This window comes from Streptomyces sparsogenes subsp. cuspidosporus (genome assembly GCF_039532705.1).
Lineage (GTDB): Bacteria > Actinomycetota > Actinomycetes > Streptomycetales > Streptomycetaceae > Streptomyces > Streptomyces sparsogenes.
Genome location: NZ_BAAASD010000011.1, coordinates 102,075 through 123,957, shown reverse-complemented (window position 1 = coordinate 123,957; position 21,883 = coordinate 102,075). Strand labels below are relative to the sequence as shown.

General features: G+C 72.1%; 18 protein-coding genes. 13 read left to right on the top strand and 5 right to left on the bottom strand.

The genetic code is table 11. From position 1 onward, the window contains the following. Window positions 1-120 precede the first annotated feature (120 nt). The 3 genes from ABFY07_RS16130 (at window position 121) to ABFY07_RS16120 (ending at window position 4,060) form a co-directional block, all read left to right on the top strand. On the top strand, window positions 121-699 hold the full coding sequence (locus ABFY07_RS16130; RefSeq protein WP_065958455.1) for a TerD family protein: 579 nt from the start codon (window positions 121-123) through the stop codon (window positions 697-699). Window positions 700-806: 107 nt separating this feature from the next. Next, complete coding sequence (locus tag ABFY07_RS16125; protein ID WP_346175167.1) at window positions 807-2,774, top strand: TerD family protein; 1,968 nt, start codon at window positions 807-809, stop codon at window positions 2,772-2,774. A gap of 263 nt (window positions 2,775-3,037) precedes the next feature. Then, a complete protein-coding gene (locus ABFY07_RS16120) occupies window positions 3,038-4,060 on the top strand; it encodes a TerC family protein (protein ID WP_346175166.1) in 1,023 nt (340 codons plus the stop codon). Window positions 4,061-4,185: 125 nt separating this feature from the next. Here ABFY07_RS16120 and ABFY07_RS16115 read toward each other — a convergent pair whose 3' ends face one another. The 3 genes from ABFY07_RS16115 to ABFY07_RS16105 form a co-directional block, all read right to left on the bottom strand. After that, window positions 4,186-5,547 carry an MFS transporter gene (locus tag ABFY07_RS16115; protein ID WP_346175165.1) on the bottom strand — a complete coding sequence of 454 codons (1,362 nt, stop codon included), beginning with the start codon at window positions 5,545-5,547 and terminating at the stop codon, window positions 4,186-4,188. 100 nt (window positions 5,548-5,647) lie between these two features. Next, complete coding sequence (locus ABFY07_RS16110; RefSeq protein WP_065958452.1) at window positions 5,648-6,304, bottom strand: MBL fold metallo-hydrolase; 657 nt, start codon at window positions 6,302-6,304, stop codon at window positions 5,648-5,650. A gap of 4 nt (window positions 6,305-6,308) precedes the next feature. Continuing rightward, window positions 6,309-7,037 carry a maleylpyruvate isomerase family mycothiol-dependent enzyme gene (locus tag ABFY07_RS16105; RefSeq protein WP_346175164.1) on the bottom strand — a complete coding sequence of 243 codons (729 nt, stop codon included), beginning with the start codon at window positions 7,035-7,037 and terminating at the stop codon, window positions 6,309-6,311. A 230-nt stretch (window positions 7,038-7,267) separates the two neighbouring features. On the opposite strand from ABFY07_RS16105, the gene uvrA reads away from it, so the two are divergent. Then, on the top strand, window positions 7,268-10,282 hold the full coding sequence (gene uvrA / locus ABFY07_RS16100) for an excinuclease ABC subunit UvrA (protein WP_346175163.1): 3,015 nt from the start codon (window positions 7,268-7,270) through the stop codon (window positions 10,280-10,282). A gap of 85 nt (window positions 10,283-10,367) precedes the next feature. Here uvrA and ABFY07_RS16095 read toward each other — a convergent pair whose 3' ends face one another. Next, window positions 10,368-11,330 carry a carbohydrate kinase family protein gene (locus ABFY07_RS16095; RefSeq protein WP_065958449.1) on the bottom strand — a complete coding sequence of 321 codons (963 nt, stop codon included), beginning with the start codon at window positions 11,328-11,330 and terminating at the stop codon, window positions 10,368-10,370. 11 nt (window positions 11,331-11,341) lie between these two features. After that, window positions 11,342-12,355, bottom strand: coding sequence for a LacI family DNA-binding transcriptional regulator (locus ABFY07_RS16090; protein WP_346175162.1), 1,014 nt, complete (start codon window positions 12,353-12,355; stop codon window positions 11,342-11,344). A gap of 143 nt (window positions 12,356-12,498) precedes the next feature. Here ABFY07_RS16090 and uvrC point away from each other — a divergent pair, with 143 nt between their 5' ends. The 9 genes from uvrC (at window position 12,499) to ABFY07_RS16045 (ending at window position 21,788) form a co-directional block, all read left to right on the top strand. Beyond that, entirely contained in the window at window positions 12,499-14,547 is a 2,049-nt protein-coding gene (gene uvrC / locus ABFY07_RS16085) for an excinuclease ABC subunit UvrC (RefSeq protein ID WP_346175161.1), read from the top strand. Further along, a complete protein-coding gene (gene rapZ / locus ABFY07_RS16080; RefSeq protein ID WP_346175160.1) occupies window positions 14,544-15,479 on the top strand; it encodes an RNase adapter RapZ in 936 nt (311 codons plus the stop codon). Before uvrC ends, rapZ begins: the two co-directional genes overlap by 4 nt. After that, window positions 15,476-16,495 (top strand): gluconeogenesis factor YvcK family protein, encoded by a 1,020-nt coding sequence (locus ABFY07_RS16075; protein ID WP_346175159.1) that lies wholly within the window; start codon window positions 15,476-15,478, stop codon window positions 16,493-16,495. The genes rapZ and ABFY07_RS16075 overlap by 4 nt, the downstream gene beginning before the upstream one ends. Continuing rightward, window positions 16,486-17,475 (top strand): DNA-binding protein WhiA, encoded by a 990-nt coding sequence (gene whiA / locus ABFY07_RS16070; RefSeq protein ID WP_065958444.1) that lies wholly within the window; start codon window positions 16,486-16,488, stop codon window positions 17,473-17,475. The genes ABFY07_RS16075 and whiA overlap by 10 nt, the downstream gene beginning before the upstream one ends. Before the next feature lie 283 nt (window positions 17,476-17,758). Next, window positions 17,759-18,763, top strand: a complete 1,005-nt coding sequence (gene gap / locus ABFY07_RS16065; protein WP_065958443.1) for a type I glyceraldehyde-3-phosphate dehydrogenase — start codon at window positions 17,759-17,761, stop codon at window positions 18,761-18,763. A gap of 101 nt (window positions 18,764-18,864) precedes the next feature. Further along, complete coding sequence (locus ABFY07_RS16060; protein WP_346175158.1) at window positions 18,865-20,067, top strand: phosphoglycerate kinase; 1,203 nt, start codon at window positions 18,865-18,867, stop codon at window positions 20,065-20,067. A gap of 5 nt (window positions 20,068-20,072) precedes the next feature. Next, window positions 20,073-20,849, top strand: coding sequence for a triose-phosphate isomerase (tpiA, locus tag ABFY07_RS16055; protein WP_346175157.1), 777 nt, complete (start codon window positions 20,073-20,075; stop codon window positions 20,847-20,849). A gap of 181 nt (window positions 20,850-21,030) precedes the next feature. Then, complete coding sequence (gene secG, locus ABFY07_RS16050) at window positions 21,031-21,258, top strand: preprotein translocase subunit SecG (RefSeq protein WP_065958451.1); 228 nt, start codon at window positions 21,031-21,033, stop codon at window positions 21,256-21,258. 194 nt (window positions 21,259-21,452) lie between these two features. Then, the gene (locus ABFY07_RS16045) at window positions 21,453-21,788 is read left to right on the top strand and encodes an RNA polymerase-binding protein RbpA (RefSeq protein ID WP_076971064.1); all 336 of its coding nucleotides are present in this window, start codon (window positions 21,453-21,455) and stop codon (window positions 21,786-21,788) included. Window positions 21,789-21,883: the final 95 nt, after the last annotated feature.

Below are 21,883 nucleotides of genomic sequence, written 5' to 3'. Positions count from 1 at the left end.
GCAAGACCGACACAAAAGCCGGTGCGGGCGGCTGGCGGGCCCTTCCCAGTGCATAGGGTTCGAGCAGGCCGTGCGGACCGGGCGGCCGCGGGGATCGAGACACGAGAGTAGGGACAGCGCGTGACGGTCAACATGTCCAAGGGACAGGCCATCAGTCTGCAGAAGGCCGACGGGGGCACCCTGACCGCGGTGCGGATGGGACTTGGCTGGCAGGCGGCTCCCCGGCGCGGGTTGTTCGGTTCCCGTACGCGGGAGATCGACCTCGACGCCTCGGCCGTCCTGTTCGCCGACAAGCAGCCGGTGGACGTGGTCTTCTTCCGCCACCTCGTCAGCGACGACGGCTCGGTGCGCCACACCGGCGACAACCTGGTGGGCGGCGCCGGCCAGGGCGGCGACGACGAGGCCATCCTGGTCGACCTGCAGCGGGTGCCGGTGCACATCGACCAGATCATCTTCACCGTCAACTCCTTCACCGGCCAGACCTTCGCCGAGGTGCAGAACGCGTTCTGCCGGCTGGTGGACGAGACCAACGGCCAGGAGCTGGCCCGCTACACCCTCACCGGCGGCGGGCAGTACACCGCGCAGATCATGGCCAAGGTGCAGCGCGACGGCGCCGGCTGGCAGATGAAGGCCGTCGGCGAGCCGGCCAACGGCCGCACCTTCCAGGACCTGATGCCGCACATCCTGCCGCACCTGTGAGCGGCTGACCCCATCGGCCCGGTAGGCGCACCGCCCACCGGGCCGATGTGCTCCCGGCGAGCCGAAACGCACCGACACACCACCGAACGCAACGAGGGGACGCAGCCATGACGGCCGAGCTGGTCCGAGGGCAGAACCACCCCCTGCCCCAGACCCGTTTGGAGATCCGGGTCTCGGCGGGCCATCCGATCGTGGCCGGGGCCACGCTCGGCGACGAGCAGGGCACGGTACGGGGCACCGAGTGGGTCGCGCACCCGGCCGCGCCCCAGCTGCCGGGCATCGACGTGTCCCGGCAGGCCGCGGCGGACCACCGCCTCGCCGTGGACCTCGGCGCGGTGCCCGAGGCCGTCCACCGGGTCAATGTGCTGCTGGCCCTGCCGACGGGCGTCGGCGGCCCCATCCGCTTCGGCGCCATGCCCGCGCCGTTCGTCGCCGTCACCGGCCTCGACGGCACCGAGGTCGCCAGCTACACCATCACCGACCTGGACTCGGAGTCCGCGGTGGTCGCCCTGGAGCTGTACCGCAGGCAGGGCGCCTGGAAGGTGCGCGCCGTGGGCCAGGGCTACGCGGGCGGGCTGGCCGCGATGCTGCACGACCAGGGGCTGCCGGAGGCCGCCGCGCTCGCCGCGCGGATCAACGAGGCGGTCGCCCAGGGCATGGCCCGCTCGGTCGCCCCGCCGCCGCCCGGCCCGGACGGCGAGGGGCGGGTGCGCACGGCCACGGCCGGCGGCGGTGCCGCGGCGGCCGAGCCGGCCGCCGCCCCCCAGCAGGCGCCCCCGCCCGCGCCCCCCGGCACCGCCCCGGGCGGTCCGGGCTCCGGCGGGCCGGGCTCGGGCGGTCCGGGCTCGGGTGGTCCGGTCAACTACCAGCACCCCGGCCGCCGTACGTCCGCGCCGCCGACGCCCCCTCCGCCCGCCCCGCCCGCCGAGCCCGGTCGCCCCGCCCAGCCCGTCGCGGGCGACGCCTCCGGCTGGACCATGGACGAGCGGCTCTACAACCAGGTCTGGGGCATGTTCGAGGACCTGGCCCGCACGGCCGCCGCCTACCGCAGCGCCGTCGACTTCGCCGACTCCCGCATGGAGAAGGAGCTGGACGGGGTGCTCTCCGACCCCCGCACCCGCTTCGGCCCCGAGGCGGACGCGGCCCGCGCGCAGGCCCGCGCCAAGCACACCGCCCTGGTCGAGCAGGCCCGCGCGGTCCTCGACCGGGACCTGGCCCAGCTCGCCGCCGAGGCCGAGGTGGTCGAGCCCGCGCTGCCCCCGGCGTTCGCGCGCTGGGACAGCCCCGTCTGGCAGGCCTACCAGGTGCCGATGGAGATCCCGATGGCGCTGCGCCTGGGCGAGCTGCACCTCCCGGAGCGCCGGGACCTGCGCATCCCCATGCTGGTGCGGCTGCCGCTGGAGCGCGGGCTGTGGATCGACAGCGGGCGGGACGGCCTGTCCGAGGCGGTCGCGGTGGACTCCGGGGAGCTGCGCCGGCTGGCCGCGGACACGGCGGTCGCGCATGCCGCGCGGCTGCTCGCGGTCTACCCGGCGGGCGAGTTCACGGTCCATGTGATCGACCCGGCGGGCTCGGCCGCGGCGTCCTTCGCCCCGCTGCTGCGCTCCGGCGTGCTGCGCGAGCCGCCCGCGACCGGGGCCCAGGGGGTGAGCGCGATGCTCGCCGCGCTGACCCGCCGGGTGGACCTGGTGCAGATGGCGGTCCGCAGCGGCGCCGCGGACGCGCTGCCGCCCGACCTGGACATCGCCGAACAGCTGCTGATCGTCCATGACTTCCCGCACGGCTTCGACGACCGGGCCGTCACCCAGCTGCGCTATCTCGCGGACGAGGGGCCCTCGGTGGGCGTCCATCTGATGATGGTCGCCGACCGGCGGGACGCACAGGCCTACGGCCCGGTGCTGGACCCGCTGTGGCGCTCGCTGCTGAGGGTCACCCCGGTCCCCGACGAGCACCTGGCCGACCCCTGGGTGGGCCACGCCTGGACGTACGAGCCGTCGCTGGTGCCGGCGGGCAGCCAGGTGGTGGAGCAGGTGCTGGCCCGGGTGGTCCAGGCCCGGCAGGCGTACGGACGCTGAGCCATGACGTCCCGTCATTACCCGAGAAAGCGGTGCTGACCAGCGGATTTACCCATCTCTTTACTCTTCCTTGGTGATTCCTGTACTCTTCTTGATGCGGAGGGGAGTACTCCTGTCGCGGCGTTCCCGTCAGTACGGATCGCGTCCGGCGCCTGGCCGGGCCGGATGCGATCCCGGGGCGTCGGCCCGTGGCCCCGGCCAGGGCGGAAGAGACCTCCGGCAGCGACGACGCTGAACACTGCCGTACGAATGCCGGAGGAACCGTGGACGTTTCCTGGACCCTGTGGGTCCTGACCATCGTGGGCCTGTGCGCCCTCATCACCGTCGACTTCTTCGTCGGCGGCCGCAAGCCGCACGAGGTCTCGCTCAAGGAGGCGGGGATCTGGACCGCCGTCTGGATCGCCCTCGCCGGGCTGTTCGGGCTCGGGCTGCTGCTCTTCGCGGGCGGTCAGCCCTCGGGCGAGTTCTTCGCCGGATTCATCACCGAGAAGTCCCTGAGCGTCGACAACCTCTTCGTCTTCGTGCTGATCATGGCGAAGTTCGCGGTGCCGACGATCTACCAGCAGCGGGTGCTGATGGTGGGCGTGCTCATCGCCCTGGTGCTGCGGGCGGTCTTCATCGGCGCGGGCGCCGCGATCATCTCGACCTTCTCCTGGGTCTTCTACCTCTTCGGCGCCTTCCTCATCTGGACCGCGTGGAAGCTGATCAAGGAGGCGCGCGCGGACGAGGAGGACGAGGAGTTCGAGGAGAACCGCCTGCTCAAGGCGGTCGAGAAGCGCTTCCCCTCCACCAACAGCTACCACGGCACCAAGCTGTTCGTCGTCGAGCACGGCAAGCGGCTGATGACCCCGATGCTCATCGTCATGCTGGCGATCGGCACCACGGACGTCCTGTTCGCGCTCGACTCGATACCCGCGATCTTCGGCCTCACCCAGGACCCGTACATCGTCTTCACGGCCAACGCCTTCGCGCTGATGGGCCTGCGCCAGCTGTACTTCCTCATCGGCGGGCTGCTGAAGAAGCTGGTCCACCTGTCGTACGGGCTGTCGGTGATCCTCGGCTTCATCGGCGTGAAGCTGGTGCTCCACGCGCTCCACGAGTCCGGGGTCCACGTCCCCGAGATCAGCATCCCGGTCTCGCTCGGGGTCATCTGCTCGGTGCTCGCCGTCACGACCATCACCAGCCTCTACGCCTCAAGGAAGCAGGCCGAGCGGGAGGCGGCGGCCGGGGAGCGGGGCGAGGAGACCACGGCCGAGGAGCGCGACAGCGTCGACGCCCGGCCGTGACCCCCGGCCTCGGCGCCCCGCCCTGATCCCGGCGTCGAGGCCGACCCCGGCCAGGGAGCCGGCGGCCGCACCCGCCGGCTCCCGTCCAGGACCCGCCCCGAGCCGCCCTGACCCCGGGGCGGGTCCTAGGGGGCCTGGACCGCCGCCTCCCCGGCCTCCATCGGCCGTGGGAGGGGGCGGTCCGTGCCGTCCGCCGGCTGGGGCGGGCGGGTCTCCGGGAGCAGCGCGAAGCAGCACAGGCTGAGCAGCGCCACGCCCGTCAGATACGCGGCGACGCCCCACGGCGGACCGTCGCCGCGCGACAGGGCGGTCGCCACCAGCGGGGTGAGTCCGCCGCCGAGCACGCCGCCCAGGTTGTAGCCGAGCGCCGCGCCCGTGCAGCGCACCCTCGGCTCGTACAGCTCGGGCAGATAGGCCGCCGTGACGGCGAGCATCGCGACGAAGGCCAGCAGCGCGCCCAGGAAGCCGAGGAACATCAGCGGCGCCCGCCCCGTGCGCAACAGCGCCACCATCGGGAACATCCAGAGCACCGTGCCCGTGCAGCCCGCCAGGCACATGCTCCGCCGGCCGAGGCGGTCGCCGAGGTGCGCGGCCAGGGGCGTGACCGCGCCCTTGACCGCCACGGCCGCCATGACGCAGCCGAGCATCACCGTGCGGTCCACCCCCAGCCGCTCCGTCCCGTAGGCGAGGGACCAGGTCGTCACCGCGTAGAAGACCGCGTAGCCCACCGCGAGGCCCCCCGCGGTCAGCAGCACCAGCCGCCAGTGGCCGCGCACCACCTCGGCGAGCGGCGCGGCGGCGCGCTCGTCACGCTCGGCCAACTCCAGGAACCGCGGGGACTCGGGGAGCTGGGCGCGCAGCAGCAGCCCGGCCGCCACCAGCACCCCCGCCGCCCAGAACGGCACCCGCCACCCCCAGGAGCGGAACTGGGCCTCGCTGAGCGTCGCGGACAGGGTCAGCATCACGCCGTTGGCGAGGAGGAAGCCGACGGCCGGGCCGACCTGCGGGATGCCCGCCCACAGCCCGCGCCGCCGCTCCGGGGCGTGCTCGGCGGTCAGCAGCACCGCGCCGCCCCACTCGCCGCCGAGCCCGAGACCCTGCAGGAAGCGCAGCACAAGCAGCAGCACGGGGGCCGCCGTGCCGATCGAGCCGTAGGGCGGCACGAAGCCGACCGCGACCGTCGCGACCCCGGTGAGCAGCAGCGACAGCAGCAGCACCGGCCGTCTGCCGTAGCGGTCGCCGAGGGGGCCGAAGACGGCCGAGCCGAGGGGCCGGGAGAGGAAGCCGACGGCGAAGGTGCCGAAGGCCGCGAGGGTCCCGGCGAGCGGGGAGACGGTGGGGAAGAAGAGCGGGCCGAGGACGAGGGCGGCCGCGGTGCCGTAGACGAAGAAGTCGTAGAACTCGATGGCGGTGCCGGCCAGGGACGCGGTGGCGAGCCGGACCATGGACGGGGAGCGGTCGTCGTGCATGAGGCGGGCGTCGTGCATGAAGCGCCAACCGCCGCCGCGCGCCCGCGGTTACGGGATCTCGGGCGCGGGGGAGGGCGCGCGGCGTACGGGCGCGGCGCGCGCTCCCCTCACGCGTCGCTCACCAGCCGCGCTCGCGCCACTCGCCGAGGTGCGGGCGCTCGGCGCCGAGGGTGGTGTCGTCGCCGTGGCCGGGGTACACCCAGGTCTCGTCCGGCAGGCGGTCGAAGAGCTTGGCCTCGACGTCGCCGATGAGGCTTTCGAAGGCCTTGGGGTCCTTGTGGGTGTTGCCGACCCCGCCGGGGAAGAGGCAGTCGCCGGTGAAGACGTGCGGGTGGCCGTGCGGGTCGTCGTAGATCAGGGCGATGCTGCCCGGCGTGTGGCCGACCAGCCGGCGGGCGGTGAGCTCGACCCGGCCGACGCGCAGCGTGTCGCCGTCCTCGACCGGTACGTCGGTGGGGACCGGGATGCCCTCGGCGTCGTAGCGGCCCGCGTAGGTGCGGGCGCCGGTGGCCTCCACCACCTCGCGCAGCGCGCCCCAGTGGTCGGGGTGGCGGTGGGTGGTGACCACGGAGGCGATGCCGCCGGCGCCGATGAGCGACAGCAGGGTGTGCGGCTCGGCCGCGGCGTCGATGAGCAGCTGCTCGTCGGTGGCGCGGCAGCGCAGCAGGTAGGCGTTGTTGCTCATGCGGCCGACCGCGACCTTGGAGATCATCAGGTCGGTCAGTTCGTGCACGTCCGCCGGTCCGCCGACCTTCACCGCTCCGCTGTACGTCATGGGCTCAGCCTAGCGGCGGGAGGGTCGGCAGGGGCGCGTCGGGGCAGGACAGGCCGGACCCGTCCGTGCGCCCGGTGAGCCACCCCAACAGGGCGGCGGGGGAGCCCTCGACGGTGACGGCGGGACCGGCGCCCTCGCCCGCGCGGCCGGTCCACCGGACCCGGCCGCCCCAGCCCGAGACCAGCCGCAGCGGCGGCACCTCGGGGTGTCCGGCGAACTTCACCTCGGCGAGGAAGTCGAGCTCCCGCTCGACGAACTCGGCGGGCAGGTCCGCCAGGGTGTAGCCGATCCCGAGGTCCACATGGTGCAGCTCGACCTCGACCAGCCTGCGGAACGGCAGCCGGCCGGCGGGCTCGATGACCCCGCGCCGCATGGTGACCTCGTACGACCAGCGGGCCGCGGGCAGCGCCGCGGCCGCCGAGTAGAAGCGGAAGGCGCTGGTGCGCAGGTCGTCGAGGTGGACCGGCAGCGGGCGGCCCGCCGCCTCCTCGATGGCGCGGTCCCGCGCGTCCTCGCTGGGGTACATGGGGGTCGGCACCCCGGTGCGGGCCCATGTGAGGAGATTCACCAGGGCGTCCGCGTTGCGTGCCAGATGGGCCAGCACGTGGCCGCGGGTCCAGCCGGGGAGCAGCGAGGGCTCGCGGACGGCCGTCTCGTCCAGCCGGGAGACCCCGCTCAGCAGCCGGTCGGTCGCGCCCCGTACCGCGGCGGCGTCACGTGCGTAGTCGGTCATGTTCCGACGGTAGTCCGCGCCACACGTTCGGGTGAAGCCGTCGTCCTCGGTCCGCAAATCGAATGTGCGTGCTATAGGCTCGTGTGCTGCATCCTTAAGACATCGCCGCAGCGCCCCCATACCCTGGGTCGGGGGGCTTTCGCCTCGCTCCGGCTCTGCGCCCCGGCAGAGCCCCTCACGGGAGCGGGGCCCGCGGACCCCCACCTCTCTCAAGAAAGGTGCCGACCGGCGTGGCCGACCGTCTCATCGTCCGTGGCGCTCGCGAGCACAATCTCAAGAACGTCTCGCTCGACCTCCCTCGCGACTCCCTCATCGTCTTCACCGGGCTCTCCGGGTCGGGCAAGTCGTCCCTCGCGTTCGACACGATCTTCGCGGAGGGACAGCGCCGCTACGTCGAGTCCCTCTCGTCGTACGCCCGCCAGTTCCTGGGGCAGATGGACAAGCCCGACGTGGACTTCATCGAGGGCCTGTCCCCGGCGGTGTCCATCGACCAGAAGTCCACCTCGCGCAACCCCCGCTCGACGGTCGGCACCATCACGGAGGTCTACGACTACCTCCGGCTGCTGTTCGCCAGGATCGGCAAGCCGCACTGCCCCGAGTGCGGCCGCCCGATCGCCCGCCAGTCGCCGCAGGCGATCGTCGACAAGGTGCTCGAGCTGCCCGAGGGCAGCCGCTTCCAGGTGCTGTCCCCGCTGGTGCGCGAGCGCAAGGGCGAGTTCGTCGATCTCTTCGCCGACCTCCAGACCAAGGGCTACAGCCGGGCGCGGGTGGACGGCACGACCATCCAGCTCTCCGAACCGCCGAAGCTCAAGAAGCAGGAGAAGCACACCATCGAGGTGGTCGTCGACCGCCTGACCGTCAAGGACAGCGCCAAGCGGCGGCTGACCGACTCGGTGGAGACGGCGCTCGGCCTCTCCGGCGGCATGGTGATCCTCGACTTCGTGGATCTCGAGCAGGACGACCCGCAGCGCGAGCGGATGTTCTCCGAGCACCTCTACTGCCCGTACGACGACCTGTCCTTCGAGGAGCTGGAGCCGCGTTCCTTCTCCTTCAACTCGCCCTTCGGCGCCTGCCCCGACTGCACCGGCATCGGCACCCGCATGGAGGTCGACCCCGAGCTGATCGTCCCGGACGAGGAGAAGTCGCTCGACGAGGGCGCCATCCACCCCTGGTCCCACGGCCACACCAAGGACTACTTCGCCCGGCTGTACGGGGCGCTCGCCGACGCCCTCGGCTTCCGTACGGACATCCCCTGGGCCGGGCTGCCGCAGCGCGCCAAGAAGGCGCTGCTCAACGGGCACCGCACGCAGATCGAGGTCCGCTACCGCAACCGCTACGGGCGGGAGCGCGCCTACACCACGGCCTTCGAGGGGGCGGTGCCCTTCGTCAGGCGGCGGTACTCGGAGGCGGAGAGCGACTCCAGCCGCGAGCGCTTCGAGGGTTATATGCGCGAGGTGCCCTGCCCCACCTGCCAGGGCACCCGGCTCAAGCCCCTCATCCTGGCCGTCACGGTGGAGGGCCGCTCCATCGCGGAGGTCTCCGCGATGTCGATCAGCGAGTGCGCCGAGTTCCTGCGGGCGCTCAAGCTGAGCGCCCGCGACAAGGCCATCGCCCAGCGCGTGCTGAAGGAGGTCAACGAGCGGCTGCGGTTCCTGGTCGACGTCGGCCTGGACTACCTCTCGCTCAACCGCGCGGCAGGGACCCTCTCCGGCGGCGAGGCGCAGCGCATCCGGCTGGCCACCCAGATCGGCTCCGGCCTGGTGGGCGTGTTGTACGTGCTGGACGAGCCGTCCATCGGCCTGCACCAGCGCGACAACCACCGGCTCATCGAGACGCTGGTGCGCCTGCGCGACCTGGGCAACACGCTGATCGTCGTCGAGCACGACGAGGACACCATCAAGACCTCGGACTGGGTGGTGGACATCGGCCCGGGCGCGGGTGAGCACGGCGGCAAGGTGGTGCACAGCGGGCCGCTCGCCGAGCTGCTGGCCAACGAGGACTCGATGACCGGGCAGTACCTGGCCGGGAAGAAGGCCATCGAGCTGCCGGCGATGCGCCGGCCCACGGACCCCGCCCGGCGGCTGACCGTGCACGGCGCCCGGGAGAACAACCTGAAGGACATCGACGTGTCCTTCCCGCTCGGCGTGCTCACCGCCGTCACCGGCGTCTCGGGCTCGGGCAAGTCCACCCTGGTCAACGACATCCTCTACACCCATCTGGCCCGCGAGCTGAACGGGGCGCGGGCCGTCCCCGGCCGGCACACCCGGGTCGCCGGCGACGACCTGGTCGACAAGGTGGTCCATGTCGACCAGTCGCCCATCGGCCGCACGCCGCGCTCCAACCCGGCGACGTACACCGGCGTGTTCGACCATGTGCGCAAGCTGTTCGCGGAGACGATGGAGGCCAAGGTCCGCGGATACCAGCCCGGGCGCTTCTCCTTCAACGTCAAGGGCGGCCGCTGCGAGAACTGCTCCGGCGACGGCACCATCAAGATCGAGATGAACTTCCTGCCGGATGTGTACGTGCCGTGCGAGGTCTGCCACGGCGCGCGCTACAACCGGGAGACGCTGGAGGTGCACTACAAGGGCAAGTCCATTGCCGAGGTGCTGGACATGCCCATCGAGGAGGCGCTCGACTTCTTCGAGGCCGTGCCGACCATCGCCCGCCATCTGCGCACGCTGACCGAGGTCGGGCTGGGGTACGTCCGGCTCGGGCAGCCCGCGCCGACCCTCTCCGGCGGCGAGGCGCAGCGCGTCAAGCTGGCGAGCGAGCTGCAGAAGCGCTCGACCGGGCGCACGGTCTACGTCCTGGACGAGCCCACCACCGGGCTGCACTTCGAGGACATCAGCAAGCTGATCAAGGTGCTCTCGGGGCTGGTCGACAAGGGCAACACCGTGATCGTCATCGAGCACAACCTCGATGTGATCAAGACCGCCGACTGGGTCGTGGACATGGGCCCGGAGGGCGGCAGCGGCGGCGGTCTGGTCGTCGCCGAGGGCACCCCGGAGGAGGTGGCCTCCGTCCCCGCCAGCCACACCGGCAAGTTCCTGCGGGAGATGCTGGGCGGCCGGGTGAGCGACGCGGCGGTGCCGGCCGCGCGGAGCGGCGGGAGCAAGGCCGCCGCGAAGGTCCCGGCCAAGAAGGCCCCGGCCAAGAAGGCCGCAGCGAAGAAGGCCGCGGGGAAGACCGCCGTCAAGAAGGCCGCGTCGAAGACGGCGGCCGGACGGCGCGCGGCCGCGAAGTAGCGCGACCGGAGCGTGCCGCGCCCCGGCGAGGGCGCGGCACGCTACCCGGTCCGCGGCACGCTTCTGGTCCGCGGCACGCTCCCGGTCAGAGCTCGCTCGCGTAGGGCGGCTCCGCGCCCGCCCGGGAGCAGGTGACCGCGGCCGCCCGCGCGGCGAAGCCGAGCACGTCCTGCCAGGCCGCGTCGTCCAGCTTCGCCACCGCGTCCGCCGACAGCGCCTGGTGCGCGGCCAGCCGGTGCAGCAGCGCCGCGTTCACCGTGTCGCCTGCCCCGATGGTGTCCACCACCTCGACCCGTACGCCGGGCACCGAGCAGCCGCCCCCGTCCCGGGTGAGCACGCTGACGCCGTCCCCGCCGTGGGTGAGCACCACCGCCGCCGGGCCCGCCGCCAGCCACTCCCGGGCGGCCGCCGCCGGGTCCTGGGAGCCGGCCAGCCAGGCGGCGTCCTCCTCCGACAGCTTCAGCAGGCCGACGTGCGGCAGCCAGCCGTGGAACCGCGCCCGGTAGGCGTCGGCGTCGGGGATCAGACCGGCGCGGATGTTGGGGTCGAGCGCGGTGAACACGCCCCGCGCCGCCTCGCGCCGCAGCAGCGCCTCGTACGCGCTCGCGCCCGGCTCCAGCACCAGCGAACAGGTGCCGAAGGACACGGCCGCGACCGAGTCGGGCAGCGCCGCGGGCAGCTCGAACAGCCGGTCCGCGGTGCCCTCGACATAGAAGCCGTAGCCCGCCGAGCCGTCGTCGCCTATCGAGGCGACCGCCAGCGTGGTCGGCTCCGCACCGCGCTGCACCAGCGCGGTGTCCACGCCGTCGTCACGCAGCCCTCGCAGCAGCGCCTCGCCGAAGCCGTCCGTGGAGATCCGGGAGCAGAAGGCGGTCGGCGAGCCCAGCCGGGCCAGCGCCACCGCGGTGTTGTACGGGCCGCCGCCGCGCCGCGGCAGCAGCGCGGGCAGCGCCGGCTCCGGCGCGGGGTCGTCGGCCCGCACCGGGCCGTCGGGGGCCGGGCGGCCGGGCACCAGGTCGATCAGGGCTTCTCCGGCGACGACGATCACGGGGCGCTTCCTCACGTAGTGGATGGACTGGGGGCACAGCCGCACGAGGTGCGGTGCACGAAGGCACAGGGCAGCCGGACGGTCCGCGGCGGGCGGGCGGTGTCCTCCAGCCGGTCGAGCAGCAGCCTGACCGCGGTGGCGCCGATCTCGCGGCTGGGCTGCGCGATCGCGGTCAGCCGGGGCGAGAACACATCGCCCCAGGAGAAGTCGTCGAAGCAGACCAGCGCCATGTCGTCCGGGACGCCGAGGCCCGCGTCCTCCAGGGCGCGCAGCGCGCCGATGGTCATCGCGTTGTTCCCGGTGACCAGCGCGGTGGGCGGCCGCGCGGCCGCCAGCAGCCGATGGGTGGCGGCCCGGGCCCCGTCCGCCTCGGAGTCGCCGCCGGCCAGCAGCTCGGGAGCGAACGGCAGCCCCCGCCGGCGCAGCCCGGCGCGGTAGCCGGCGATCCGCTCCTCGGTGGTGCTCAGCCCGGGCGCGCCCGCGACCAGGCCGATGCGGGTGTGGCCGAGGTCGGCGAGGTGGAGCACGAGCTGTTCCACGTGGAAGGCGTTGTCGGCGCCCACCTGGTCGTGGGCGTCGCCGACCAGACGGTCGAGGAAGACGGCCGGGACTCTGTGGCGGGTCAGATAGTCGATCATCGCGCCGGGCTCGGCCGAGGCCGCGACGATCAGCCCGTCCACCCGCCGCTCGTGGAGCAACTGGACGGCCTTGCGCTCATGGAGGGGGTCGTCGTGGGGGTCGGCGACGAGCAGGCCGTAGCCGTGCTCCAGCGCGCCGGCCTCCACGCCCCGCAGGATCTCGGTGAAGTACGGATTGCTGGTCGCCGACACCGCCAGGCCGATCGAGCGGGTGCGCGCGGTGACCAGGGAGCGGGCGAGCGTGTTGTGGGTGTAGCCCAGGGCGTCGATGGCCTCGAGCACCGCCTCGCGGGTGCCCGGGAGCACCGGACGGGTCTCGTTGAGCACGTGCGAGACGGTGGCCACCGACACGCCCGCGCGCCGGGCCACATCGGCCATGGTCGCCATGGGGCAGGAACGTACCTCATCGAAAGCCGCGCGTAAACGCTTGCGCAAACGTTTACGCGCGACGGACGGCAGAATCGGGACGAGCGCGCGCCGGGCGGCCGGGCGGCTCCGGACTGTCACTCCCCGCCAGTAGGGTGGTGACCATGGCCGACCCGAGCAGCTACCGCCCCAAGCCGGGACAGATCCCCGAGTCGCCGGGGGTCTACAAGTTCCGAGACGAGCACGGCCGGGTGATCTACGTCGGAAAGGCGAAGAGCCTGCGCCCGCGCCTCTCCTCGTACTTCCAGGACCTGGCGAACCTCCACCCCCGCACCCGCACCATGGTGACCACGGCCGCCTCCGTGGAGTGGACCGTGGTGAGCACCGAGGTCGAGGCGCTGCAGCTCGAGTACTCCTGGATCAAGGAGTTCGACCCCCGGTTCAACGTCAAGTACCGCGACGACAAGAGCTATCCCTCCCTCGCGGTGACGCTCAATGAGGAATTCCCCCGGGTCCAGGTCATGCGCGGCCCCAAGAAGAAGGGCGTGCGCTACTTCGGTCCCTACGGCCACGCCTGGGCCATCCGCGAGACGGTCGACCTGATGCTGCGGGTGTTCCCGGTGCGGACCTGCTCCGCCGGGGTGTTCAAGCGCTCCGCCCAGATCGGCCGCCCCTGCCTGCTCGGCTACATCGGCAAGTGCTCCGCCCCCTGCGTCGGCCGGGTGACCGCCGAGGAGCACCGCGAGCTGGCCGAGGAGTTCTGCGACTTCATGGCCGGGCGCACCGGCACCTACCTGCGCCGCCTCGAGCAGCGGATGCAGCAGGCCGCCGAGGAGATGGAGTACGAGAAGGCGGCCCGGCTCCGCGACGACATCGGGGCGCTCAAGCGCGCCATGGAGAAGAACGCGGTCGTCCTGGCCGACGCCACCGACGCCGACCTGATAGCGGTCGCCGAGGACGAGCTGGAGGCCGCCGTCCAGATCTTCCATGTGCGCGGCGGCCGGGTCCGCGGCCAGCGCGGCTGGGTCACCGACAAGGTGGAGGCCGTCGACACCGCCGGCCTGGTCGAGCACGCGCTCCAGCAGCTCTACGGGGAGGAGAAGGGCGACGCGGTGCCCAAGGAGGTCCTGGTCCCCGCCCTGCCCGACCCCGTCGCCCCGGTCGCCCAGTGGCTCGGCGACCGCCGCGGCTCCCGGGTCGACCTGCGCATCCCGCAGCGCGGCGACAAGAAGGACCTGATGGCCACCGTCGCGCGCAACGCCCAGCAGGCGCTCGCCCTCCACAAGACCAAGCGCGCCTCCGATCTGACCACGCGCTCCCGCGCCCTGGAGGAGATCGCCGAGGCCCTGGAGCTGGACTCCGCCCCGCTGCGCATCGAGTGCTTCGACATCTCGCATCTGCAGGGCGAGGACGTCGTGGCGTCCATGGTGGTCTTCGAGGACGGTCTGGCCCGCAAGAGCGAGTACCGCCGCTTCCAGATCAAGAGCTTCGTCGGCCAGGACGACGTCCGCTCCATGCACGAGGTCGTCAGCCGCCGCTTCCGCCGCTATCTGCAGGAGAAGACCGACACCGGGGAGTGGGGCCCGGCCGCCGAGGGCGGCGCCCCCGGCGACGAGGGCGCCGACGGGGCAGGAGCGACCTCGGGGCCCATCGACGACAGCGGCAGGCCCAAGCGGTTCGCCTACCCGCCGCAGCTCGTCGTCGTGGACGGCGGCCGGCCGCAGGTCGCCGCCGCCAAGCGGGCGCTGGACGAGCTCGGCATCGACGACGTGGCGGTGTGCGGCCTCGCCAAGCGGCTGGAGGAGGTCTGGCTGCCCGACGACGAGGACCCCGTCGTGCTGCCCCGCAGCAGTGAGGGCCTCTACCTCCTGCAGCGCGTGCGCGACGAGGCGCACCGCTTCGCCATCACCTACCAGCGCAGCAAGCGGGCCAAGTCCATGAAGGCCGGCCCGCTGGACACCGTGCCCGGGCTCGGCGAAAGCCGTCGGCAGGCCCTCCTGAAGCACTTCGGCTCGCTCAAGAGGCTGCGCGCCGCGACAGTGGAGCAGATATGCGAGGTGCCGGGGGTGGGCCGCAAGACCGCCGAAACGGTCGCCGCCGCCCTCGCCACGGCGGCCCCGGCCGCCCCGGCGGTGAACACCGCCACAGGAGAGATCATTGAGGACGAGGCCGCGAGCGCGGCGTCGTCATCGACGCGGGGGACGGGAACATGAACGAGCATGAGAAGTATGGAGACGGAGCGCAAGTGAATACGGGCACCCCGCCGGATGCCGCCGAGGCGACGGCCATCCCCGAGCTGGTGATCATCTCCGGCATGTCGGGGGCGGGCCGCAGCACCGCCGCGAAGTGCCTGGAGGACCTCGGCTGGTTCGTCGTCGACAATCTGCCGCCCGCGCTGATCCCCACCATGGTGGACCTCGGCGCCCGCTCCCAGGGCAATGTGGCCCGCATCGCGGTGGTCGTCGACGTCCGAGGCCGTCGTTTCTTCGACAATCTCCGCGAATCCCTGGCCGACCTGGCCGCCAAGAACGTGAAGCGCCGCGTGCTCTTCCTGGAGGCGTCCGACGAGGCCCTGGTGCGCCGCTTCGAGTCGGTGCGCCGCCCGCACCCGCTCCAGGGCGACGGCAGGATCGTGGACGGCATCGCGGCCGAGCGCGACCTGCTGCGCGAGCTGCGCGGCGACGCCGACCTGGTCATCGACACCTCCAGCCTCAACGTGCACGAGCTGCGCGCCAAGATGGACGCCCAGTTCGCCGGCGAGGAGGAGCCGGAGCTGCGCGCCACCGTCATGTCCTTCGGCTACAAGTACGGCCTGCCGGTCGACGCCGACCTGGTGGTGGACTGCCGCTTCCTGCCGAACCCGCACTGGGTCCCGGAGCTGCGCCCCTTCACCGGGCTCAACGAGGAGGTCGCCGGCTATGTCTTCAACCAGCCCGGCGCCAAGGAGTTCCTCGACCGCTACGCGGAGCTGCTGCAGCTGATCGCGGCCGGCTACCGCCGCGAGGGCAAGCGCTACGTCACCATCGCCGTCGGCTGTACGGGCGGGAAGCACCGCAGTGTCGCGATGTCCGAGCGCCTCGCCGCCCGGCTCGCCGCCGAGGGAGTCGAGACCGTCATCGTCCACCGTGACATGGGGCGCGAGTGACGATCCGGACCAGACGGCTGCGGCGGCTGGTCGGATCCCGGACGAGCCGGGGAGCGCAGCCCAAGGTGGTGGCGCTCGGCGGCGGCATGGGACTGTCCGCCTCGCTGGCCGCCCTGCGCCGGATCACCGGCGATCTGACCGCCGTCGTCACCGTCGCCGACGACGGGGGCTCCAGCGGGCGGCTGCGCGACGAGCTCGGCGTGCTGCCGCCCGGCGACCTGCGCAAGGCGCTGGCCGCGCTGTGCGGGGACGACGACTGGGGCCAGACCTGGGCCCGGGTCATCCAGCACCGCTTCGCCAGCGAGGGCGAGCTGCACGGCCACGCGGTCGGCAATCTCCTGATCGTCGCCCTCTGGGAGCAGCTGGGGGACCACGTCGAGGCCCTGGACCTGGTCGGCAAGCTGCTGGGCGCGCACGGCCGGGTGCTGCCCATGTCGGCGGTCCCGCTGGAGCTCCAGGCGTTCGTCCGCGGCCATGATCCGAGCCGCCCGGACGAGGTCTCCACGGTGCGCGGGCAGGCCACCGTCGCGCTCACCCCCGGCGAGGTGCAGTCGGTCCACCTGGTGCCGAACGACCCGCCGGCCGTCCCCGAGGCCGTCGAAGCGGTGCTGGACGCCGACTGGGTGGTGCTCGGCCCCGGCTCCTGGTTCTCCTCCGTGATCCCGCACCTGCTGGTCCCCGAGCTGCTCGAGGCGCTCACCGACACCAAGGCCCGGCGGGTCCTGTCGCTGAACCTGGCCCCCCAGCCGGGCGAAACCGACGGCTTCTCCCCGCAGCGTCATTTGGAGGTTTTGGCCCGACACGCCCCTAAACTCGCCTTCGACGTGGTGCTGGCCGACGAGGCCGCCGTCCCCGACCAGGGCAGTCTGTGCGAGGCCGCGAAGCGGCTGGGAGGCACGGTCGAGCTGGCGCCGGTGGCCAGGCCCGACGGCTCTCCGAAACACGACCCGGAGCTTCTGGCGGCCGCGTACGACCGTATTTTTCGGATGCATGGAAGGATCGGCCCATGGCGATGACGGCAGCGGTGAAGGACGAAATCTCCCGGCTCCCCGTCACCCGCACCTGCTGCCGGAAAGCGGAGGTCTCGGCGATCCTGCGGTTCGCGGGCGGGCTGCACCTGGTCAGCGGGCGCATCGTGATCGAGGCGGAGCTCGATACGGGCATCGCGGCCCGCAGAGTCCGCAAGGACATCCTGGAGATCTTCGGCCACTCCTCCGACCTGGTGGTGATGGCCCCCGGCGGGCTGCGCCGCGGCAGCCGCTACGTGGTGCGGGTGGTGGCGGGCGGTGACCAACTGGCCCGGCAGACCGGGCTGGTCGACGGCCGCGGCCGGCCGATCCGCGGGCTGCCGCCGCAGGTCGTCTCGGGTGCCACCTGTGACGCGGAGGCCGCCTGGCGCGGGGCCTTCCTCGCCCACGGCTCGCTCACCGAGCCCGGCCGCTCCTCCTCGCTCGAGGTGACCTGCCCCGGCCCCGAGGCCGCGCTCGCCCTGGTCGGCGCGGCGCGTCGGCTCCAGATCGCCGCCAAGGCGCGGGAGGTGCGCGGGGTTGACCGCGTCGTCGTCCGTGACGGTGATGCGATCGGCGCGCTGTTGACGCGGCTCGGCGCCCATGAGTCGGTGCTCGCCTGGGAGGAGCGCCGGATGCGCCGCGAGGTGAGGGCCACCGCCAACCGGCTCGCCAACTTCGACGACGCCAACCTGCGCCGCTCGGCCCGGGCCGCCGTCGCCGCCGGGGCCCGGGTGCAGCGCGCCCTGGAGATCCTCGGCGAGGAGGTGCCCGAGCACCTGGCCGCGGCCGGGCGGCTGCGCATGGAGCACAAGCAGGCGTCCCTGGAGGAGTTGGGCGCGCTCGCCGATCCGCCGCTGACCAAGGACGCCGTCGCGGGCCGTATCCGCCGCCTGCTGGCCATGGCCGACAAGCGCGCCCAGGACCTGGGGATCCCGGGGACGGAGTCCAGCCTGACCGAGGAGATGGCCGAGGGCATGGTCGGCTGACCCCACCGGCTGACCGCACCCGCTGACCGTACGTCAGGGGTCCGCGCCCCCGGTTCCCATGAGGAGCCGGGGGCGCCGCGGCGTCGACCGTCCGTGGCGGAACGTGACAGAACGTGACCGAGATGTCGACGGAGCGGGCGGTCCGTCCCCCTTTCCGGTGGCGGATGGCCACTGGTGCCAATGTCACGTACGTCCCGTGATAGCGGTAGGGTCGGAGGCGGTCGGGGACATCCAAGTCAGCTCGCCGGCGTCCATACCGGCACACCAACGAGGAGATCGGTTCGTGACGATCCGCGTAGGCATCAACGGCTTCGGCCGCATCGGACGCAACTACTTCCGCGCGCTCCTGGAGCAGGGCGCGGACATCGAGATCGTCGGTGTCAACGACCTGACCGACAACGCCACTCTGGTCCACCTGCTGAAGTACGACACGATCCTCGGTCGGCTGAAGCAGGAGGTCAGCCACACCGACGACACCATCACCGTCGGCAACCAGACGTTCCGCACGCTCGCCGAGCGCGATCCGGCCAACCTCCCGTGGGGCGAGCTCGGCGCCGACGTCGTCATCGAGTCGACGGGCATCTTCACCAAGCGTGACGACGCGGCGAAGCACCTGGCCGCAGGCGCCAAGAAGGTCCTGATCTCCGCGCCCGCCAAGGACGAGGACATCACCATCGTCATGGGCGTCAACCAGGACAAGTACGACGCCGCCAACCACCACATCATCTCCAACGCGTCCTGCACCACCAACTGTGTCGCCCCGATGGCCAAGGTCCTCGACGAGGCCTTCGGCATCGCCAAGGGCCTGATGACCACGGTGCACGCGTACACCAACGACCAGCGCATCCTGGACTTCCCGCACAAGGACTGGCGCCGGGCGCGGGCCGCCGCGCAGAACATCATCCCGACCTCCACCGGTGCCGCGAAGGCCACCGCCCTGGTGCTCCCGCAGCTCAAGGGCAAGCTGGACGGCATCTCCATGCGCGTCCCGGTGCCCACCGGCTCGGTCACCGACCTGGTCGTCGAGCTGGACCGCGAGGTCACCAAGGACGAGATCAACACCGCCTTCCAGAAGGCCGCCGAGGGCCAGCTCAAGGGCATCCTCGACTACACCGAGGACCAGATCGTGTCCTCGGACATCGTCAACTGGCCTGCCTCCTGCACCTTCGACTCCTCGCTCACCATGGCCCAGGGCAAGCAGGTCAAGATCGTCGGCTGGTACGACAATGAGTGGGGCTACTCGAACCGCCTCGTCGACCTGACCGTCTTCGTCGGCAACCAGCTCTGACCAGCCGCCGTTACCTGCTCTGACCGCTGTCGCGATGAGCCAGGACAGGGCCCGGTACGACGCTGTCGTACGGGCCCTGTCCCATGAACAAGGAGTCCTCAGTGAAGACGATTGACGATCTTCAGGTCGCCGGGAAGCGGGTCTTCGTCCGCGCCGATCTGAACGTGCCGCTCGACGGCGAGACGATCACCGACGACGGCCGTATCCGCGCCGCCGTGCCGACCATCGCCAAGCTCGTCCAGGCGGGCGCCAAGGTGATCGTCGCCTCCCACCTGGGCCGCCCCAAGGGCGAGCCCGATCCCCGCTTCTCGCTCGCCCCGGTCGCCCGGCGGCTCGGCGAACTCCTCGGCAAGGAGGTCGCGTTCGCGGCCGACACGGTCGGGGACGGCGCCCGCCAGGTCGTGGACGGGCTCGCCGACGGCGATGTCGCGCTGCTGGAGAACCTGCGCTTCAACGCCGGGGAGACCAGCAAGGACGACGCCGAGCGCGGCGCCTTCGCCGACCGGCTGGCCGCCCTCGCGGACCTCTACGTGGGCGACGGCTTCGGCGCGGTGCACCGCAAGCACGCCTCCGTGTACGACCTCCCGGCGCGGCTGCCGCACGCCGCGGGCGATCTGATCGCCGCCGAGCTGAACGTCCTCAAGCAGCTCACCGAGAATGTGAAGCGCCCGTACGCGGTGGTCCTCGGCGGCGCCAAGGTGTCCGACAAGCTCGGTGTCATCGGCCATCTCCTGGAGAAGGCCGACCGCATCCTCATCGGCGGCGGCATGGCGTACACCTTCCTCAAGGCCCAGGGCCACGAGATCGGCACCTCCCTGCTGCAGGAGGACCAGATCCCGGCCGTCCAGGAGTACCTGGCGCGCGCCAAGGAGCGCGGCGTGGAGTTCGTGCTCCCCGTCGACGTCCTGGTGGCCCCCGAGTTCCCGGACCTGAAGACGAAGGCCCCGGCCAACCCGCGGGCCGTCTCCGTCGCGGAGATCCCGGCCGACCAGCAGGGTCTGGACATCGGCCCGGAGACCCGCAAGCTGTACGCCTCGAAGCTGACCGACGCCGCCACCGTCTTCTGGAACGGGCCGATGGGCGTCTTCGAGCACCCCGACTTCGCCGAGGGCACCAAGGCCGTCGCCCAGGCGCTGGTCGAGAGCCCGGCCTTCACCGTGGTGGGCGGTGGCGACTCCGCCGCGGCCGTCCGCATCCTGGGCTTCGACGAAAAAGCTTTCGGCCACATCTCGACCGGCGGCGGAGCGAGCCTCGAATACCTCGAGGGCAAGACGCTCCCCGGCCTCGCCGCACTGGAGGACTGAACACCGTGAGTGACCGCACCCCGCTGATCGCGGGCAACTGGAAGATGAACCTCAACCACCTCGAGGCCATCGCCCATGTCCAGAAGATCACTTTCTCGCTCACCGACAAGGACTACGAGGCCGTCGAGGTCGCGGTCCTGCCGCCGTTCACGGACCTGCGGACGCTGCAGACCCTGGTCGAGCACGACAAGCTGAAGATCAAGTACGGCGCCCAGGACCTCTCGGCGCACGAGTCCGGCGCGTACACCGGGGAGATCTCCGGCGCGATGCTGGCCAAGCTGCGGTGCTCGTACGTGGCGGTCGGCCACTCCGAGCGGCGCCAGTACCACGCCGAGACCGACGAGCTGTGCAACGCCAAGGTCAAGGCCGCCTTCCGGCACGACCTGGTGCCGATCCTGTGCGTCGGCGAGGGCCTGGACGTGCGCAAGGCGGGCAATCAGGTCGCCCACACCCTCGCGCAGCTCGACGGGGGCCTCAAGGACATCCCGGCCGAGCAGGCCGAGCGGATCGTGATCGCCTACGAGCCGGTCTGGGCCATCGGCACCGGCGAGGTGGCCACCCCCGAGGACGCCCAGGAGGTCTGCGGGGCCATCCGGGGCCGGCTGGCCGAGCTCTACGGCCAGGAGGTGGCCGACAAGGTCCGGATCCAGTACGGCGGCTCCGTGAAGCCCGGGAACGTCGCCGCGATCATGGCCCAGCCGGATGTGGACGGCGCGCTGGTCGGCGGAGCGTGCCTGGACGCGGACGACTTCGTCAAGATCGTCCGGTTCCGCGACCAGTGAGCGGACCGGCGAGCGACCGGCGAGCAGACCGGTGGGTAACCGGCGAGCAGCCGGTGAGTAGGCCGTAGCAGGTCGCTCGTCGTACCCTGGCGGGGGTCGAGGTGGTGCGGTCGTCACCACCCGGCCCCCTCGTTCCTCAACCGTTCCGTCCAAGCCCGAGAGAGTTGGTCCAGCCGTGGTCATGGGGTTCTCGATCGCCCTCATCATCTTCAGCGTCCTGCTGATGATGCTGGTGCTCATGCACAAGGGGAAGGGCGGAGGTCTGTCCGACATGTTCGGCGGTGGCATGCAGTCCTCCGTGGGCGGCTCCTCGGTCGCCGAGCGCAACCTGGACCGGATCACCGTCGTCGTCGGACTGCTGTGGTTCGTGTGCATCATCGTGCTCGGCCTGCTGATCAAGCTCGATTGAGCCGATAGCTGACGTACCGTCGTGAGCGCGGCCTATCATGGGCTTGCGTCCTCGGGGGCACCTCCCGGCCGCGGGCTGCGGGAGGGTGTAACTCCTCTTACTGGACGCGCGTTGGGCCTTACGTAGACTGGGGCGCCCGGCAGCGGAGCTGCCTACCAATGCTTCGCGGCACCATCACGCAGGGAGTTACGACCGTGGCAAGTGGCAACGCGATCCGTGGAAGTCGGGTCGGAGCGGGGCCGATGGGAGAAGCGGAGCGAGGCGAATCGGCGCCTCGTCTGCGCATTTCCTTCTGGTGCTCGAACGGGCACGAGACTCAGCCGAGCTTCGCCAGCGACGCGCAGATCCCGGACACTTGGGACTGCCCCCGCTGCGGCTTCCCGGCCGGCAAGGACCGGGACAACCCGCCGGACCCGCCGCGCACCGAGCCGTACAAGACGCATCTGGCGTATGTGCGGGAGCGGCGGAGCGACGCCGACGGCGAGGCGATCCTCGCCGAGGCCCTCGCCAAGCTCCGCGGCGAGATCTGACCGACAGGCAGGACGGCGCACGGTACGACGGCCCGGCCGGGCACCTCTGACGGGGGTGCGCGGCCGGGCCGTTGTCAGTGGTGGGGGCTACGGTC

Bases quoted from the DNA above. Each gene is read 5' to 3' on its own strand.
- ABFY07_RS16110 (WP_065958452.1), bottom strand. From the start codon at position 6,304: ATGACGTACAGCGGAGCGGTGAAGGTCGGCGGACCGGCGGACGTGCAC.
- ABFY07_RS16115 (WP_346175165.1), bottom strand. From the start codon at position 5,547: ATGCACGACGCCCGCCTCATGCACGACGACCGCTCCCCGTCCATGGTC.
- uvrC (WP_346175161.1), top strand. From the start codon at position 12,499: ATGGCCGACCCGAGCAGCTACCGCCCCAAGCCGGGACAGATCCCCGAG.
- rapZ (WP_346175160.1), top strand. From the start codon at position 14,544: ATGAACGAGCATGAGAAGTATGGAGACGGAGCGCAAGTGAATACGGGC.
- secG (WP_065958451.1), top strand. From the start codon at position 21,031: ATGGGGTTCTCGATCGCCCTCATCATCTTCAGCGTCCTGCTGATGATG.
- ABFY07_RS16125 (WP_346175167.1), top strand. From the start codon at position 807: ATGACGGCCGAGCTGGTCCGAGGGCAGAACCACCCCCTGCCCCAGACC.
- ABFY07_RS16090 (WP_346175162.1), bottom strand. From the start codon at position 12,355: ATGGCGACCATGGCCGATGTGGCCCGGCGCGCGGGCGTGTCGGTGGCC.
- whiA (WP_065958444.1), top strand. From the start codon at position 16,486: ATGGCGATGACGGCAGCGGTGAAGGACGAAATCTCCCGGCTCCCCGTC.
- ABFY07_RS16105 (WP_346175164.1), bottom strand. From the start codon at position 7,037: ATGACCGACTACGCACGTGACGCCGCCGCGGTACGGGGCGCGACCGAC.